General features: G+C 37.9%; 16 protein-coding genes. All 16 read left to right on the top strand.

What is annotated here, in order from left to right; translation table 11 throughout:
* The first annotated feature begins 4 nt into the window (after positions 1–4).
* The 16 genes from purB (at position 5) to rpsS (ending at position 16,463) form a co-directional block, all read left to right on the top strand.
* Positions 5–1,297 carry an adenylosuccinate lyase gene (gene purB, locus STRPS_RS04395; RefSeq protein WP_007891752.1) on the top strand — a complete coding sequence of 431 codons (1,293 nt, stop codon included), beginning with the start codon at positions 5–7 and terminating at the stop codon, positions 1,295–1,297.
* 102 nt (positions 1,298–1,399) lie between these two features.
* Positions 1,400–2,305 (top strand): helix-turn-helix transcriptional regulator, encoded by a 906-nt coding sequence (locus tag STRPS_RS04390; protein ID WP_007891754.1) that lies wholly within the window; start codon positions 1,400–1,402, stop codon positions 2,303–2,305.
* A 72-nt stretch (positions 2,306–2,377) separates the two neighbouring features.
* Entirely contained in the window at positions 2,378–2,476 is a 99-nt protein-coding gene (locus tag STRPS_RS10735; protein WP_198920371.1) for a quorum-sensing system DWW-type pheromone, read from the top strand.
* A gap of 31 nt (positions 2,477–2,507) precedes the next feature.
* Complete coding sequence (gene ruvB / locus STRPS_RS04385; RefSeq protein ID WP_007891873.1) at positions 2,508–3,506, top strand: Holliday junction branch migration DNA helicase RuvB; 999 nt, start codon at positions 2,508–2,510, stop codon at positions 3,504–3,506.
* 469 nt (positions 3,507–3,975) lie between these two features.
* Positions 3,976–4,419 (top strand): low molecular weight protein-tyrosine-phosphatase, encoded by a 444-nt coding sequence (locus STRPS_RS04380; RefSeq protein ID WP_007891874.1) that lies wholly within the window; start codon positions 3,976–3,978, stop codon positions 4,417–4,419.
* Between the two features lie 8 nt (positions 4,420–4,427).
* Positions 4,428–4,829 carry an MORN repeat-containing protein gene (locus tag STRPS_RS04375; protein WP_007891657.1) on the top strand — a complete coding sequence of 134 codons (402 nt, stop codon included), beginning with the start codon at positions 4,428–4,430 and terminating at the stop codon, positions 4,827–4,829.
* Positions 4,826–6,604, top strand: coding sequence for an acyltransferase family protein (locus tag STRPS_RS04370; RefSeq protein ID WP_007896538.1), 1,779 nt, complete (start codon positions 4,826–4,828; stop codon positions 6,602–6,604). The genes STRPS_RS04375 and STRPS_RS04370 overlap by 4 nt, the downstream gene beginning before the upstream one ends.
* Before the next feature lie 159 nt (positions 6,605–6,763).
* Positions 6,764–9,412 (top strand): bifunctional acetaldehyde-CoA/alcohol dehydrogenase, encoded by a 2,649-nt coding sequence (adhE, locus tag STRPS_RS04365; protein ID WP_007891658.1) that lies wholly within the window; start codon positions 6,764–6,766, stop codon positions 9,410–9,412.
* Between the two features lie 352 nt (positions 9,413–9,764).
* Positions 9,765–11,249: a threonine synthase gene (gene thrC, locus STRPS_RS04360; protein WP_007891767.1), complete on the top strand. Its 1,485-nt coding sequence runs from the start codon at positions 9,765–9,767 to the stop codon at positions 11,247–11,249.
* A 31-nt stretch (positions 11,250–11,280) separates the two neighbouring features.
* Positions 11,281–12,570 carry an MATE family efflux transporter gene (locus STRPS_RS04355; protein WP_007892006.1) on the top strand — a complete coding sequence of 430 codons (1,290 nt, stop codon included), beginning with the start codon at positions 11,281–11,283 and terminating at the stop codon, positions 12,568–12,570.
* A gap of 396 nt (positions 12,571–12,966) precedes the next feature.
* A complete protein-coding gene (gene rpsJ, locus STRPS_RS04350) occupies positions 12,967–13,275 on the top strand; it encodes a 30S ribosomal protein S10 (RefSeq protein WP_007891872.1) in 309 nt (102 codons plus the stop codon).
* Positions 13,276–13,521: 246 nt separating this feature from the next.
* A complete protein-coding gene (rplC, locus tag STRPS_RS04345; protein WP_003084890.1) occupies positions 13,522–14,148 on the top strand; it encodes a 50S ribosomal protein L3 in 627 nt (208 codons plus the stop codon).
* Positions 14,149–14,171: 23 nt separating this feature from the next.
* On the top strand, positions 14,172–14,795 hold the full coding sequence (rplD, locus tag STRPS_RS04340; protein WP_007891655.1) for a 50S ribosomal protein L4: 624 nt from the start codon (positions 14,172–14,174) through the stop codon (positions 14,793–14,795).
* Positions 14,795–15,091 (top strand): 50S ribosomal protein L23, encoded by a 297-nt coding sequence (locus STRPS_RS04335; protein WP_003098637.1) that lies wholly within the window; start codon positions 14,795–14,797, stop codon positions 15,089–15,091. Before rplD ends, STRPS_RS04335 begins: the two co-directional genes overlap by 1 nt.
* Positions 15,092–15,108: 17 nt before the next feature.
* Positions 15,109–15,942, top strand: a complete 834-nt coding sequence (rplB, locus tag STRPS_RS04330; protein WP_007891777.1) for a 50S ribosomal protein L2 — start codon at positions 15,109–15,111, stop codon at positions 15,940–15,942.
* 242 nt (positions 15,943–16,184) lie between these two features.
* The gene (rpsS, locus tag STRPS_RS04325) at positions 16,185–16,463 is read left to right on the top strand and encodes a 30S ribosomal protein S19 (RefSeq protein WP_000533765.1); all 279 of its coding nucleotides are present in this window, start codon (positions 16,185–16,187) and stop codon (positions 16,461–16,463) included.
* Positions 16,464–16,476 lie beyond the last annotated feature (13 nt).

Here is a 16,476-nt window from a genome sequence, read left to right as displayed (position 1 = left end):
AAAGATGTTAGAACGTTATTCACGCCCTGAGATGGCGAACATTTGGAGTGAAGAAAATAAATATAGAGCTTGGTTAGAGGTAGAGATCTTAGCAGATGAAGCTTGGGCTGAGCTTGGCGAGATTCCTAAGGAGGACGTCGCTAAAATTCGTGCCAATGCTGATTTTGATGTGGAACGTATCCTTGCCATTGAGAAAGAGACGCGTCATGATGTGGTGGCTTTTACCCGTGCTGTTTCAGAAACGCTTGGTGAGGAACGTAAGTGGGTTCACTATGGTTTGACTTCCACTGATGTGGTTGATACAGCTTATGGCTATCTCTATAAACAGGCCAATGATATTATTCGACGTGATCTTGAAAACTTTATACAGATTGTGGCTGAGAAAGCGCGTGAACATAAGATGACCATTATGATGGGGCGGACTCATGGTGTGCATGCTGAGCCAACAACTTTTGGCCTTAAGTTGGCAACTTGGTATAGTGAGATGAAACGCAATCAAGAACGTTTTGAGCATGCTGCTGCTGGTGTTGAGGCTGGTAAAATCTCTGGCGCGGTAGGCAATTTTGCCAATATCCCTCCATTTGTGGAAGAATATGTTTGCGACAAACTTGGCATCCGCCCCCAAGAAATTTCGACACAGGTTCTACCTCGTGATTTACATGCCGAATACTTTGCGGTTCTAGCCAGTATCGCAACTTCTATTGAGCGCATGGCAACGGAGATCCGTGGTTTGCAAAAATCAGAACAGCGGGAAGTGGAAGAGTTCTTTGCTAAAGGGCAAAAAGGTAGTTCGGCGATGCCACATAAACGTAACCCAATCGGTTCTGAAAACATGACTGGTTTAGCTCGTGTTATCCGTGGTCACATGGTGACAGCCTATGAAAATGTTGCTTTATGGCATGAACGCGATATTTCACACTCATCTGCGGAACGGATTATTACACCTGACACTACAATTTTAATCAACTACATGCTTAATCGCTTCGGTAATATTGTTAAAAATTTGACAGTTTTTCCTGAAAATATGATTCATAATATGGGTTCTACCTTTGGACTTATTTTTAGTCAAAGAGTGATGTTGAAATTGATTGAAAAAGGGATGACTCGTGAAGGTGCTTATGATTTAGTGCAACCCAAAACAGCTTATTCATGGGATAACCAAGTGGACTTCAAGCCTCTCTTAGAAGCAGATGAAGAAGTGACTTCTCGTTTAACGCAAGAAGAAATTGATGAGCTTTTCAACCCTGTTTACTATACTAAACGAGTTGATGATATTTTCAATAGACTGGGATTATAGAAAATAAGGCTTGTCCTTATTTTTTTATTACCGTTTAAGATTAACAAAAAATGTCAAAAGTGTTATAATTAATTAAAAGGTCATTAAGGAGTAAGGAAAAGGATGAAAAAACTTGGGAAAAAGATTCAAAAATTGAGGTTAGACAAGAGCCTGACTCGTGAAACGATTTGTGGAGATGAGTCAGAATTATCAATTCGACAGCTAGCTCGTATTGAAAAAGGGCAATCTATTCCTAGTTTATCTAAAGTCTTATTTATTGCGAAAAAATTAGATTTACCTGTTATTGAACTTATTAATCCAGAATGTTTGGTTCTACCAAAACGTTATAAGGAACTTAAATATTTGATTCTTAGGCGACCAACCTACATGAATGATCAAAATTTAGTGGATCGCGAAGCTCAGTTTGATGAAATATTTGAAGATTATTACGCGACTTTACCTGAAGAAGAGCAGCTAATTATTGATTTATTACAGTCTCGGTTTGATGTCTACCAAAGTGGTGATACTAATTATGGTAAAGAATTACTCCGTGAATATATCAGCCAAATTCGTAAGAAAAAGAGTTACGCTTTAAATGATATTTTTTTAATCGATCTTTACTTAACTTGTGGAATGGTTTCAAATTTCAAAGAAGAATTATTTGATAAGGGAAATTTTGATTGTTTTACTAATAAATTAGTCCTTTTGGAAGATAAGTTAGAGTTAAAAGATCTCTTTTTACTAAACAACGTCCTTCTCACTTCCATTGCCGTAGGGATTAGTATTAAAGAATATCAGAAAACAAGGATACTTTTGGATGTTTGTCGACGGATTATGACGATTACCCAAGACTTTCAGCGTATGCCTATTTACTATATGTACGAATGGAAATACACTTTATTTTATATGAAGGACTCCCAAAAGGCTTATTATTACTATCGTCAATCCTTAATATTTGCACGGACACTAACAGATAGTTATCTTGTTAATCGTTTAAAAACAAGTTGGGAATTAGATAATCAATCGTAACATGACATGGATGTCATGTTTTTTTCTGCTTAATCTAAGTATAATAGCAGAAAACTAAGAAGGAGAACCTTTATGCTTAAAAAACACAAATATACCTTATTGTTAGTCGGTCTTTTCTTGGCTAGCGCAGCATTAACTATGACGGACAAAGATTGGTGGCATATCGGATGAATGGTGTAAGTCTTTGTGTTATAATATTCGTATGACTAGAATTTTGGATAATGATGTGATGGGGAATGAGGAACTTGTTGAACGTACTTTGCGCCCACAATTTTTAAGAGAATATATTGGACAAGATAAGGTAAAGGATCAGCTTAATATTTTTATTGAAGCTGCAAAGATGCGGGATGAGTCATTAGATCATGTGTTACTTTTTGGTCCACCAGGATTAGGAAAAACGACTATGGCATTTGTTATTGCTAATGAGCTTGGGGTTAATCTTAAGCAGACGTCAGGACCAGCTATTGAAAAATCTGGTGATTTGGTAGCTATTTTAAATGATTTAGAGCCTGGAGATGTCCTATTCATTGATGAGATACATCGAATCCCGATGGCTGTTGAAGAAGTCCTTTACAGTGCTATGGAAGATTTTTATATTGATATTATGATTGGTGCCGGAGATACTAGCCGGAGCGTCCATCTAGAATTACCGCCGTTTACTTTGATTGGGGCAACTACACGTGCAGGAATGTTGTCAAATCCATTAAGGGCACGCTTTGGTATTACGGGCCATATGGAATATTATCAAGTTGACGATTTGACTGAAATTATAGAGCGTACCTCAGATATTTTTGAGATGGAAATTGTTCAAGAAGCTGCTCATGAGCTTGCCCGACGTAGCCGGGGCACACCCCGTATTGCTAATAGACTTTTGAAACGTGTTCGAGATTATGCACAAATTATGGGAAATGGTGTCATCACCAAAGATATCACTGATAAAGCTTTAGAAATGCTGGATGTTGACCAGGAAGGTTTAGATTATGTTGATCAAAAAATTCTACGCACCATGATTGAGATCTATAATGGTGGGCCAGTTGGCTTGGGGACCTTGTCTGTTAATATTGCTGAAGAACGAGATACAGTAGAGGATATGTACGAGCCTTATCTCATTCAAAAAGGTTTTATTGTGCGGACACGCACGGGGCGAGTAGCAACACAAAAAGCCTATCAACATTTACATTATCCTTACACAGAGAAATAGAAGATCCCTTAGCTTTAGGTTAAGATTAGATTGAAGAAAAAGTCCAATTTGGACCATTTTCTTCAATTTTTTTGTTGGACTCGGCAATAAACAATTCTTATAGATGCTGATGTTATATCGTTTATAAAAGTTATTGGCTAATCTTGAAGCCTGTGACATTTCCATAAATTTAACTTTTCAGAGATTTGTCTATGTTCTATCCTTAACTTTAGGTTAAGGTTTTTTTGTGTTAGAGGGAGAGTTAAAATGAGTTTGTTTTTAGAATAAGAAAAGTTAAAGGTTGGAGTGATACCTTATCATTTGGTAAGTTCTGCAGGATTAAATCATCAGTAATCTTATAAAAGTTTTAAAAAGTGTGATAATAATAGAATAGTAAAAAAGTAGATTTTTTTGAAAAAATTGAAAATAATAATGAGTTTTTTCGGTGCTTTGATGATATTTTGTTATAATAAAAAGGAGGTGTTTTGACATGAAAAAAGTTTGTTTTGTTTGCTTAGGAAATATTTGCAGAAGCACAATGGCAGAATTTGTAATGAAATCTCTGGTTGAAGATGATGAGATAGTTGTTGAAAGTCGTGGCACTTCTAATTGGGAGCAAGGAAATCCTATTCACCCTGGAACGCAGAACATTCTGAAAAACTATGCTATTCCCTATAATTCTAATAAAAAGTCTCAACAGGTAACTAAGGAAGATTTGGCAACCTTTGACTACATTATAGGCATGGATCGGAACAATGTAGCTGATTTGCAAGAATTGTCTGCAGGACAATGGGATGATAAAGTCTTTCTTTTTAATTATGACGGAGTACCAGATCCTTGGTATACGGGTGATTTTGAAGAAACCTATCGTTTAGTGCTAAAAGGGTGTCAAGAATGGCTTGACACAATAAATTATAACAAAGGTATGAGTTGAAATTGGTCATGGAAAAAATAAAGGCATTCATTCAAGAGTTAACTATTACTAGAGCAAAATTAGAAATTATTACGGTCATTATTTTAGTGGTTTGTGGGCTGTCGGTCTTTGCCTTACACCATCGCGCTAAGGTGGCTCTAACTTATGATCATGGAAGGATTACATATACAGGGTATGTGCTCAATCATCGTATGAATGGTAAGGGGAAATTGACCTATGGTAATGGAGATACTTATAGTGGTGATTTTCGTGATGGTCAATTTAGTGGACTGGGAACTTACAAAGCAAGTAGCGGCTGGTCTTATAGTGGTCGTTTTAAAAATGGCCAAGCTGATGGTAAAGGTGTTTTAAAGGCAAAAAATAGTAAGGTTTATAAAGGAACCTTCAAACAGGGGATTTATCAAAAATGAAAATAAAATGGTTTTCTTTTATTAGGGTAACGGGGCTACTTCTTGTTTTACTCTACCACTTCTTTAAGAATAGCTTTCCTGGAGGGTTCATCGGTGTTGATATCTTCTTTACCTTTTCTGGTTTTCTGATTACGGCCCTTTTAATTGATGAGTACTCTAAAAATAATAAAATTGATTTAATAGGTTTTTATCGGAGACGTTTTTATCGCATTGTACCTCCGTTAGTTCTTATGGTTCTTTTGGTAATGCCATTCACCTTTTTAGTTAAATCAGATTTTGTGGCAAGTATTGGTCATCAAGTAGCTGCTACTCTTGGTTTTACAACTAATCTTTATGAAATCTGGACAGGCAGTAGTTACGAGAGTCAATTTATACCTCATCTTTTTGTTCACACTTGGAGCCTAGCCATCGAAGTTCATTTCTATCTTGTGTGGGGCTTGCTAGTGTGGTACTTAGGACAACAACAAAATAAGGATAAGCAGTTCAGGGGCTTGCTTTTTGCCGTTTCTGCTGGCTTCTTTTTAATTAGTTTTGTGACAATGTTTGCTCGGGCATTCTTCGTTAATAACTTTTCTTTAATTTATTTTTCAAGTATTGCTCATGTTTTTCCATTTTTTATAGGTTCCATGTTTGCAACCATTTCAGGTATTAAGGATACAACAATTCGTTTTCAAAAAAATACTCAGTTATGGCCTCGGAAATATGTGATTGGGGTTATGGGGGGAGCTTTTGCCTTGCTCTTTCTTTTAACTTTGTCTTTAAATTTTAATCACATCATCACTTACCTGTTTGGTTTCGTCCTTGCTAGTCTTTTCACAGCAGTTATGATTTATGCGGCAAGGGTCTTACATGATCAAACGCCTAATCTTGAGGAACCTAGAGTCGTTACCTATATTGCTGATGTTAGCTACGGCGTCTACCTTTTTCATTGGCCTTTTTATATCATTTTTACACAATTGATGTCTCATTGGCTAGCTGTTATCCTGACGACTTTCTTTTCTTTCTTATTTGCTTCTTTATCATATTATGTAATCGAACCATTAATTGCTGGGAAAACACCAAAACTTTTTGGTTTAAAAATAGATTTGAAGCCCTATGTAAAATGGTTTGTGCTAGGAGCGTTAGCCTTATTATTAATCACTTTGGGTAGAAGCATAACAGCGCCAACCGTTGGTAAATTTGAAACAGATTTGTTGGTCGGTGGTTTACAGCAGAGTCAAAGTAGTATGAATCGAACGCATACTTTGGCGGCTGGTGACGCAAATGCTTTAAGTGATATCAGTATCATTGGGGACTCGGTTGCGCTAAGGTCGCAAGCGGCTTTTACTAAAATTATGCCAGCAGCACAGCTAGATGCAGCTGTTAGTCGTAATTTCTCGCAGGCCTATGAAATTCTTGATAATCGTATCAAGAGTCACTCTTTATCCAAAACAACTGTCCTAGCGGTTGGTGTGAACTCTTTAGATAATTACAAATCTGACTTACAAGCCTTTATTAAAGATCTCCCTAAAGGAAGTCGTTTAGTGGTTGTATCCCCATATAATGCCAATAACTTAACGCAAGTTGCTGAAGTTCGTAATTATGAGCTTACGTTAGCTAAGAAATATTCTTATGTGACGGTTGCTGATTGGTATAAAGAAGCTGTTGCTAATCCAGATATTTGGGTGGGGACTGATGGTGTCCATTATAGTAATACTGACACAAAAGGTGCTGAATTATATGTTACTACAATAAAAAATACAGTCGAAAAAGCAGCTAAATTACGCGCAAAATAAGGCCTATAAAGGGTCTTATTTTTTTACAGAAAAAAAGTTTGAAAAAAACTTCACAAATTTATTGTGAAACTATTTACAAACTTATTTTTTGTGGTATAATAATTTTTGTAAATAAATTGTGAAACTTTTAACAAGTTGTATCATTAAGAGGAGAATATGATGGTTGAAACAAAATTGACACCTGAACAAAAGGTTGAAGAAGCACAAAAGCATGTTGATGAGTTGGTTCAAAAAGGACTTGTTGCTTTAAACGAGTTCAGAAAACTTAATCAAGAGCAAGTTGACTATATTGTAGCTAAAGCTTCTGTTGCAGCTCTTGATGCTCATGGAATTCTTGCAATGCATGCTTTTGAAGAAACTGGTAGGGGTGTTTTTGAGGATAAAGCAACTAAAAACTTGTTTGCATGTGAGCATGTTGTTAATAATATGCGTCATACAAAAACAGTTGGGATTATTGAAGAAGATGATACTACGGGTCTAACCTTAATTGCTGAACCGGTAGGAGTTATCTGTGGGGTTACTCCAACAACAAATCCAACTTCAACAGCAATTTTTAAATCACTGATTGCTTTGAAAACCCGTAATCCAATTGTTTTTGGCTTCCACCCATCAGCTCAAGAGTCTTCAGCTCATGCGGCACAAATCGTCCGTGATGCAGCTATTGCAGCGGGTGCTCCTGAAAACTGTATCCAGTGGATTACAAAACCATCAATGGAAGCAACCGGAGCTTTGATGAATCATGATGGTATTGCAACTATCCTTGCAACTGGTGGTAATGCTATGGTTCGTGCAGCCTACTCATGCGGTAAACCTGCACTTGGTGTAGGAGCTGGTAATGTTCCTGCTTACGTGGAAAAATCAGCAAATATTCGTCAGGCAGCACATGATATTGTTATGTCTAAATCATTTGATAATGGAATGGTTTGTGCCTCTGAACAAGCTGTTATCATTGATAAAGAGATTTACGATGACTTTGTTGAAGAATTTAAATCATACAAAACTTATTTTGTTAATAAAAAGGAAAAAGCCCTTCTTGAAGAATTCTGTTTTGGTGTTAAAGCAAACAGCAAAGACTGTGCTGGTGCCAAACTGAATGCTGATATTGTAGGTAAACCAGCAGTTTGGATTGCTGAACAAGCCGGCTTCAAAGTTCCGGAAGGAACAAATATTTTAGCAGCTGAGTGTGCAGAGGTTGGTATTAAAGAACCTTTAACTCGTGAAAAACTGTCTCCTGTTATTGCTGTGCTGAAGTCTGATTCAACTGAAGATGGTCTCAAAAAAGCTCGTCAAATGGTTGAGTTCAACGGACTTGGTCACTCAGCTGCGATCCATACTAAAGATGAAGAACTTGCTAAACGTTTTGGAACAGAAATGAAAGCAATGCGTATCATTTGGAATTCACCTTCAACATTTGGTGGTATTGGTGACGTTTATAATGCATTTATCCCATCATTAACCTTAGGATGCGGTTCTTATGGACGTAACTCAGTGGGTGATAACGTGAGTGCTATCAACCTCTTAAATATCAAAAAAGTAGGAAGACGTAGAAATAATATGCAGTGGTTTAAAGTTCCTTCAAAAACATACTTCGAACGTGATTCTATTCAGTATTTACAAAAAGCACGCGATGTTGAACGTGTAATGATTGTAACAGACCATGCAATGGTTGAGCTTGGGTTCTTAAATAAAATTATTGAACAACTTGATCTTCGTCGGAATAAAGTTGTTTACCAAATTTTTGCAGATGTTGAACCTGATCCAGATATCTCAACTGTTCAAAAAGGTACTGAATTAATGCGTACCTTTAAGCCTGATACTATTATTGCACTTGGTGGTGGCTCACCAATGGATGCTGCGAAGGTAATGTGGTTATTCTACGAGCAACCAGAAGTTGATTTCCGTGATCTCGTTCAAAAGTTCATGGATATCCGTAAGCGTGCCTTTAAATTCCCTGAACTTGGTAAGAAAACAAAATTCATTGCTATTCCAACAACTTCAGGAACTGGTTCAGAAGTAACACCGTTTGCTGTTATTTCTGATAAGCAAAATAATCGTAAATACCCTATCGCTGACTATTCATTGACACCAACTATTGCTATTGTTGACCCAGCATTGGTACTAACGGTTCCAGGATTTATTGCTGCGGATACCGGTATGGATGTCTTGACACATGCAACAGAAGCTTATGTGTCACAATTGGCAAATGACTTTACAGATGGTCTTGCCCTTCAAGCGATAAAAATTGTCTTTGAAAACCTTGAACGCTCTGTTAAAGATTCTGACTTTGAGTCTCGTGAGAAAATGCATAATGCTTCAACAATGGCAGGTATGGCTTTTGCGAACGCATTCCTAGGTATGAGCCACTCAATGGCGCATAAGATTGGCGGGGTTCATCACACTATCCACGGACGTACAAATGCTATTTTGCTTCCTTATGTTGTTCGTTACAATGGTACTCGCCCAGCTAAAACGTCAACGTGGCCAAAATACAACTACTGGAAAGCAGATGAAAAATATCAAGACATTGCTCGCATGTTAGGCTTACCATGTTCAACTCCGGAAGAAGCAGTAGCTTCCTATGCTCAGGCTATTTATGACCTAGGTGTACGTGTTGGCATCAAGATGAACTTTAAAGATCAAGGTATTGATGAAAAAGAGTGGATGGATAGTTTACATGAAATTGCACTTCTTGCTTATGAAGATCAGTGTTCACCAGCCAACCCACGCTTGCCTTTAGTGGCTGATATGAAAGAAATTATGGCTGATGCCTACTATGGTTACGGTGAAAGACCAGGGCGTCTCAAGTAAATCTTAATTTGTTTTCTGTAATACAAAATACCCAGTTTCCTTATTTTCTGGGTATTTTCCCTTGTTTTATTTGTAAACATGCTATTATTCTATTTACGTTTCAGCTACTTAGCGTTATAATATAGCTGACATTTTAAGTTAATTGTAGGAGGTAAGGATTATGGCTGAACGGTTTTATAACCTTTTAGCACTTGTCTGGATTGGCATAGCGGGCACAGACTCTCGCTGGATAAATTAATGCAAAAGGAGGCTCTGTTGGCTAGACAGAGCCTCCTTTTTGCTTAAGCTTCCCTCCTAATTCCTTTAATTTATGGTACAATAGCAAAAAGACATGCAAAGATGAGGAAAACTTATGGGATTAATTTATCAATCAACTCGAGACGCTAATAATCGTGTAAGCGCTAGTCAGGCTATCCTTAGTGGGCTTGCCAGCGATGGGGGCTTATTTACACCTTTAGCTCTACCAAAGCTTGACTTGAATTTTGACAAACTGAAAGAGGCAACTTATCAAGAAGTAGCAAAACTAGTTATGGCAGCCTTCTTTGACGACTTTACAGAAGAAGAGTTAGACCATTGTATTGCTGCGGCGTATGATCAAAAGTTTGATACTAGGACAATAGCTCCTCTTGTGACTCTTAAAGACTACCACAATTTGGAATTATTCCATGGTTCAACCATTGCTTTTAAAGATATGGCTTTATCAATTTTGCCACACTTACTAACAATAGCGGCTAAAAAGCAAGGGGTTTCAAACAAAGTTGTGATTCTAACAGCAACTTCTGGAGATACAGGTAAGGCAGCTATGGCTGGTTTTGCGGATGTTCCTGGGACGGAAATTATTGTTTTTTATCCTAAAAATGGTGTTAGCAAGATTCAAGAATTGCAGATGACAACCCAAAAAGGGAAGAATGTTCATGTTGTGGCTATTGATGGCAATTTTGACGATGCTCAAACAGAGGTTAAGCGCATGTTCAATGATAGACTCTTAGCGGACAAGTTATTAGATAAGGGTATGCAATTATCTTCAGCCAATTCCATGAATATTGGGCGCTTAATCCCTCAGGTAGTTTACTATGTGTATGCCTATGCGCAACTCGTGAAAAAGCACAGCATTGCAGATGGTGATTTGATTAACATTGCGGTTCCAACTGGTAACTTCGGTAATATCTTAGCTGCTTATTATGCAAAAGAAATAGGGGTACCGATAGCTAAGTTAATCTGTGCGTCAAATGAAAATAATGTCTTGACAGATTTTTTTGCGAACCAAGTTTATAATAAGAAACGGAATTTTAAGGTGACAAGTAGCCCGTCAATGGATATTTTGGTGTCATCTAACTTGGAACGTTTGATTTTTCATCTACTAGATAATAATGCTGAGAAAACGAAGATTTTGATGAACGACCTGAGAACTAATGGTCACTACCGCTTAGAAGCTGTTAAGCAGGAAATACTGGATGTTTTTGAAGCTGGTTTTGCAACTGAAGTTGAAACTGAAGCTGAAATTAAGGCCATTTTTGAATCTGATGCCTATGTTATTGATCCTCACACAGCGGTTGCTTCAGCGGTTTATCGACGTTATCAACAAAAAACAGGAGATGAGCAGCCGACGATCCTGGCGTCTACCGCTAGTCCGTACAAGTTTCCACGAGTGGTAGTCGAATCTATTAATGGTCAATCTTTAACTGATGATTTTGAAGCTGTGAAACAATTAGAAGCAATATCTAAAGTTGCTATTCCAGATGCAGTGAAATCGCTTAATCAAGCACCTGTTTTACATGAGACCTTGGTTGAAACCAAAGATATGCAAGGTGCAGTTGAGAATTATTTAGGAGTCTAAGGGGCGGCTGATCGCTTCTTTGTTGGTTTATATGAATGTGTTAAATAGAAGGAAGATTTTAAGATTAGCCTTACCAGCCATGGTGGAAAACCTTTTACAAATGTTGATGGGATTTGTTGATAACTTTTTGGTAGCACAAATCTCATTAATAGCGGTTTCTGGCGTGGCTATAGCCAATAACGTGATTACGGTTTACCAGGCACTTTTCATTGCTCTTAGCTCAGCCATATCCAGCCTTTTGGCGCGTAGTATTGGTCAAAAAAATGAGACTAAAGAAATAGAATATATGGCCAAGGCTATCATGGTGACGCTGTTACTGTCCCTGTTCTTGGGTCTCTTTAATCTTTTTTTGGGCTCTTTTATTCTTAGGTTACTTGGTGCTCATGGTGACCTTGTCAAAATTGGTTATGATTACCTCTCTGTTGTTGGGGGAATGATTCTTAGTTTAGGCTTATTGACTAGTTTAGGTACTATTGTAAGAGTGCGTGGGATGAGTAAGCTCCCTATGTATGTTAGTTTTTTGACCAATCTTTTAAATGCTATTTTATCTTCTTTATCCATTTATATTTTTCACTTTGGTATTATGGGTGTAGCTTGGTCTACGGTCCTTTCTAGACTGATTGGAATTATCATTTTAGCGAGTTTTCTTCCTATTAAAAAGATTATAAAGTCAATGACCTTTGAAATCGATTGGGAGATCTTCTCATTGGCACTACCAGCAGCTGGGGAGCGCTTAATGATGCGCCTAGGAGATCTGCTGATTTTAATGATTGTTGTTCGCTTTGGGACAGCAGTTTTAGCTGGAAATGCGATTGGGGAAACCATTAGTCAATTTAATTATATGCCGGGTATGGCCGTTGCGACGGCTTCTGTGATCCTAGTTGCTAATCTTGTAGGAAGTCAAAAAGAAGATCAGATTCATGTGTTTATTAGAGATGCGTTTATGTTATCTACCTTATTGATGGTAGTCTTTAGTTTTCTTGTTTTTCTATTTGCTCCTTTACTAATCCTTTTGTTTACAGTTAATTATAAGGCCTATAAGGCTGCTGAGGTTGTTCTTCTTTTTTCATTATTAAGTGCACCGGCTACTTCAGGGACATTGGTTTACACCGCATTATGGCAAGGACTGGGAAATGCTAAGTTGCCTTTTTATGCGACAAGTATTGGGATGTGGTTTATTAGAATTATAGCTGGTTATCTACTTGGGGTTCAGTTTAAGCTTGGTTTAGAAGGGGTATGGTTGGCGACAGCCTTGGATAATCTGACAAGATGGTTAATTCTAAAAAAAGTATATGATAAAAGAAAAAGGGTTTCACTATAAATTGAAACTTCAGATTGAAGAAAGAGTCCCATTTGGATCATTTTCTTCAATCTTTTTTGTTGTAGTCGGCAATAAAAAGGTCTATGATTACTGATCTTATAGTGTTTATAGAAGTTATTGATTAATCTTGAAACTTGCGGTATTTCCAAAAACTTAACTCTTCATAGGTTTGTTTAGCTTCTAGTATCTCAACGCAAATTGAAACTTTTTATGATTCTTTCTCTATAAGTACTTGAAAAGCAAAGGTAAATCTGTTATTATACTATGGTGCTGTAAAAATTACAGCTGTAGCTATGATACGAGAGGTTGCGACACGCTCGGTTGCATTGCCACGCAACACGTGTTGGTTTTCTCGGGGAGCTAGCCTATTATCGTAAATAGACGAGAGGAGAAAAGATGGCAAATAAAAAAATCCGTATCCGTTTGAAAGCGTACGAACACCGTACTCTTGACACAGCGGCAGAAAAAATCGTTGAAACTGCAACACGTACAGGTGCAGCAGTAGCTGGACCAGTTCCACTTCCAACAGAACGTAGTCTTTACACAATTATTCGTGCGACTCATAAATATAAGGATTCTCGCGAACAATTTGAAATGCGCACTCACAAACGTCTTATCGATATTGTGAACCCAACTCAAAAGACTGTAGACGCTCTTATGAAATTGGACTTACCAAGTGGTGTAAACGTAGAAATCAAACTTTAATCGGTGAGATTTTGCAAGTACAGTTAGTGTTTAATGGAAATTGAACACGAGCAAAACTCTACGTGAAAAAGATAAATCTTCCTTGAAACTGAAGTTTCTGTGTCAGATTTCCTATTTTCATTTTGAGTTTGACGCCCTTTGTATCTTGCTTGGAGCACAAAAAACGCTCGTAAAAAACTTTTTTGAGCACGAAAAACGCTCATTAAAAACTTTTTGAAATAAAATAAGAAAAGGAAATATTTTCTCATGACAAAAGGAATCTTAGGGAAAAAAGTGGGAATGACTCAAATCTTCACTGAATCAGGTGAATTTATCCCTGTTACTGTCATCGAAGCAACTCCAAACGTTGTACTTCAAGTTAAAACTGTTGAAACAGATGGCTATGAAGCAGTACAAGTTGGTTTTGATGATAAACGTGAAGTATTGAGCAACAAACCTGCCAAAGGCCATGTAGCAAAAGCTAACACAGCTCCTAAGCGCTTCATTCGTGAATTCAAAAACATTGAAGGCTTAGAAGTTGGTGCAGAAATCACTGTTGACACATTTGAAGCTGGAGATGTTGTTGATGTAACGGGTACTTCAAAAGGTAAAGGTTTCCAAGGTGTTATCAAACGTCACGGACAATCACGCGGCCCTATGGCCCATGGTTCTCGTTACCATCGTCGTCCAGGTTCTATGGGACCTGTTGCGCCTAACCGTGTTTTCAAAAATAAACACTTAGCAGGACGTATGGGTGGAAATCGTGTTACAATTCAAAATCTTGAAATTGTCCAAGTGATTCCAGAGAAAAACGTTATCCTTATTAAGGGTAATGTACCAGGTGCTAAGAAATCTCTTATCACTATCAAATCAGCAGTTAAAGCTGCTAAATAATCAGAAAGGAGAAAACAGTTAAAATGGCAAACGTAAAACTATTTGACCAAACTGGTAAAGAAGTTAGTTCAGTTGAATTAAACGATGCTATCTTCGGAATCGAACCAAACGAATCAGTTGTCTTTGATGTTGTAATCAGCCAACGTGCTAGCCTTCGCCAAGGTACTCACGCGGTTAAAAACCGTTCAGCAGTATCTGGTGGTGGACGTAAACCGTGGCGCCAAAAAGGAACTGGACGTGCTCGTCAAGGTTCTATCCGTTCACCACAATGGCGTGGTGGTGGTGTTGTCTTCGGACCAACGCCTCGTTCATACGGATACAAACTTCCACAAAAAGTTCGTCGTCTAGCTTTGAAATCAGTTTACTCAGCAAAAGTTGCTGAAGATAAATTCGTAGCTGTAGAAGGCCTTTCATTTGCAGCGCCAAAAACTGCTGAATTTGCAAAAGTTCTTTCAGCGCTAAGTATCGATACAAAAGTACTTGTTATCGTTGAAGAAGGAAATGAATTTGCAGCATTATCTGCTCGTAACCTTCCAAACGTTAAAGTTGCAACTGCAACAACTGCAAGTGTTCTTGATATTGTAAATAGCGATAAACTTCTTGTTACTAAAGAAGCAATCTCTACAATTGAGGAGGTTCTTGCATAATGAATTTGTATGACGTAATTAAAAAACCAGTTATCACTGAAAAATCAATGTATGCACTTGAAGAAGGTAAATACACTTTTGAAGTTGATACTCGTGCACACAAACTCCTTATCAAACAAGCTATTGAAGCTGCATTTGAAGGAGTTAAAGTGGCTAGCGTGAATACTGTCAACGTTAAACCAAAAGCAAAACGCGTTGGTCGTTACACAGGCTTCACTTCAAAAACAAAAAAAGCTATCATCACTCTTACAGCTGATTCTAAAGCAATCGAGTTGTTCGCAGCAGAAGCTGAATAATCTAAGGAGGAAATAACGTGGGTATTAAAGTTTATAAACCAACGACAAATGGCCGTCGTAACATGACTTCTTTGGATTTTGCTGAAATTACAACAAGCACACCTGAGAAATCATTGCTTGTTTCTCTTAAAAACAAAGCTGGTCGTAACAACAATGGTCGTATCACTGTTCGTCACCAAGGTGGCGGTCATAAACGTCATTACCGTATGATTGACTTCAAACGTAATAAAGATGGCGTTGAAGCAATTGTTAAAACTATCGAGTATGATCCAAACCGCACTGCAAATATTGCATTGGTTAACTATACTGATGGTGTTAAAGCTTATATTATTGCACCAAAAGGTCTTGAAGTAGGTCAACGTATCGTTTCCGGTCCAGATGCTGATATTAAAGTTGGTAATGCATTGCCACTTGTTAATATCCCAGTTGGTACAGTTATCCATAACATTGAAATGAAACCTGGTAAAGGTGGAGAACTTGTTCGTGCGGCTGGAGCTTCTGCTCAGGTATTAGGCCAAGAAGGTAAATATGTACTTGTTCGTCTTCAATCAGGTGAAGTACGTATGATTCTTGGAACTTGTCGTGCAACAATTGGTTCAGTTGGTAATGAGCAACAATCACTTGTTAACATTGGTAAAGCAGGACGTAACCGTTGGAAAGGTATCCGCCCAACAGTTCGTGGTTCTGTAATGAACCCTAACGATCACCCACACGGTGGTGGTGAAGGTAAGGCACCAGTTGGACGTAAATCACCAATGACACCATGGGGCAAACCAGCACTTGGTCTTAAAACTCGTAATAAGAAAGCAAAATCTAGCAAGCTTATCGTACGTCGTCGTAACGATAAATAATAGATTTTCTAAATTCTTAAATCGCTTCCGCCAACTCGGTAGGGTTAGTTGAGGATTTAAATTCCCACACATAGTTCAATAGCGCTGTCAGTTTGATGTAGTGGTTGATTGACGTTTCTGTTAGCTTAGCTAGGTCGAAACTCTTAATCAACTGTGCGGGGCAGAGCAATGAACAAGATGATAGGATTTCTTTCCGGCTCCCAAGCCGCTGTGGTACATTATTTAAAGGAGAATACTACAAAATGGGACGTAGTCTTAAAAAAGGACCTTTCGTCGATGAGCATTTGATGAAAAAAGTTGAAGCTCAGGCAAATGACGAAAAGAAAAAAGTAATTAAAACTTGGTCACGTCGTTCAACGATTTTCCCAAGCTTTATCGGATATACAATCGCAGTTTATGATGGACGTAAACATGTACCTGTTTACATTCAAGAAGACATGGTAGGTCACAAACTTGGTGAATTTGCACCAACTCGTACCTACAAAGGTCACGCAGCTGACGACAAGAAAACACGTCGTTAATAGGAGGAGGACA

The organism is Streptococcus pseudoporcinus LQ 940-04 (assembly GCF_000188035.1).
GTDB classification, from domain to species: Bacteria; Bacillota; Bacilli; order Lactobacillales; family Streptococcaceae; genus Streptococcus; species Streptococcus pseudoporcinus.
The sequence above is the reverse complement of the archived record's forward strand: the minus strand, read 5'-3'. Positions and strand labels throughout refer to the sequence as shown.

What these genes read in the sequence shown, in the direction of transcription:
- purB (WP_007891752.1), top strand. Translation starts at nt 5, where the DNA reads ATGTTAGAACGTTATTCACGCCCTGAGATGGCGAACATTTGGAGTGAA.
- STRPS_RS04390 (WP_007891754.1), top strand. Translation starts at nt 1,400, where the DNA reads ATGAAAAAACTTGGGAAAAAGATTCAAAAATTGAGGTTAGACAAGAGC.
- STRPS_RS10735 (WP_198920371.1), top strand. Translation starts at nt 2,378, where the DNA reads ATGCTTAAAAAACACAAATATACCTTATTGTTAGTCGGTCTTTTCTTG.
- ruvB (WP_007891873.1), top strand. Translation starts at nt 2,508, where the DNA reads ATGACTAGAATTTTGGATAATGATGTGATGGGGAATGAGGAACTTGTT.
- STRPS_RS04380 (WP_007891874.1), top strand. Translation starts at nt 3,976, where the DNA reads ATGAAAAAAGTTTGTTTTGTTTGCTTAGGAAATATTTGCAGAAGCACA.
- STRPS_RS04375 (WP_007891657.1), top strand. Translation starts at nt 4,428, where the DNA reads ATGGAAAAAATAAAGGCATTCATTCAAGAGTTAACTATTACTAGAGCA.
- STRPS_RS04370 (WP_007896538.1), top strand. Translation starts at nt 4,826, where the DNA reads ATGAAAATAAAATGGTTTTCTTTTATTAGGGTAACGGGGCTACTTCTT.
- adhE (WP_007891658.1), top strand. Translation starts at nt 6,764, where the DNA reads ATGGTTGAAACAAAATTGACACCTGAACAAAAGGTTGAAGAAGCACAA.
- thrC (WP_007891767.1), top strand. Translation starts at nt 9,765, where the DNA reads ATGGGATTAATTTATCAATCAACTCGAGACGCTAATAATCGTGTAAGC.
- STRPS_RS04355 (WP_007892006.1), top strand. Translation starts at nt 11,281, where the DNA reads ATGAATGTGTTAAATAGAAGGAAGATTTTAAGATTAGCCTTACCAGCC.
- rpsJ (WP_007891872.1), top strand. Translation starts at nt 12,967, where the DNA reads ATGGCAAATAAAAAAATCCGTATCCGTTTGAAAGCGTACGAACACCGT.
- rplC (WP_003084890.1), top strand. Translation starts at nt 13,522, where the DNA reads ATGACAAAAGGAATCTTAGGGAAAAAAGTGGGAATGACTCAAATCTTC.
- rplD (WP_007891655.1), top strand. Translation starts at nt 14,172, where the DNA reads ATGGCAAACGTAAAACTATTTGACCAAACTGGTAAAGAAGTTAGTTCA.
- STRPS_RS04335 (WP_003098637.1), top strand. Translation starts at nt 14,795, where the DNA reads ATGAATTTGTATGACGTAATTAAAAAACCAGTTATCACTGAAAAATCA.
- rpsS (WP_000533765.1), top strand. Translation starts at nt 16,185, where the DNA reads ATGGGACGTAGTCTTAAAAAAGGACCTTTCGTCGATGAGCATTTGATG.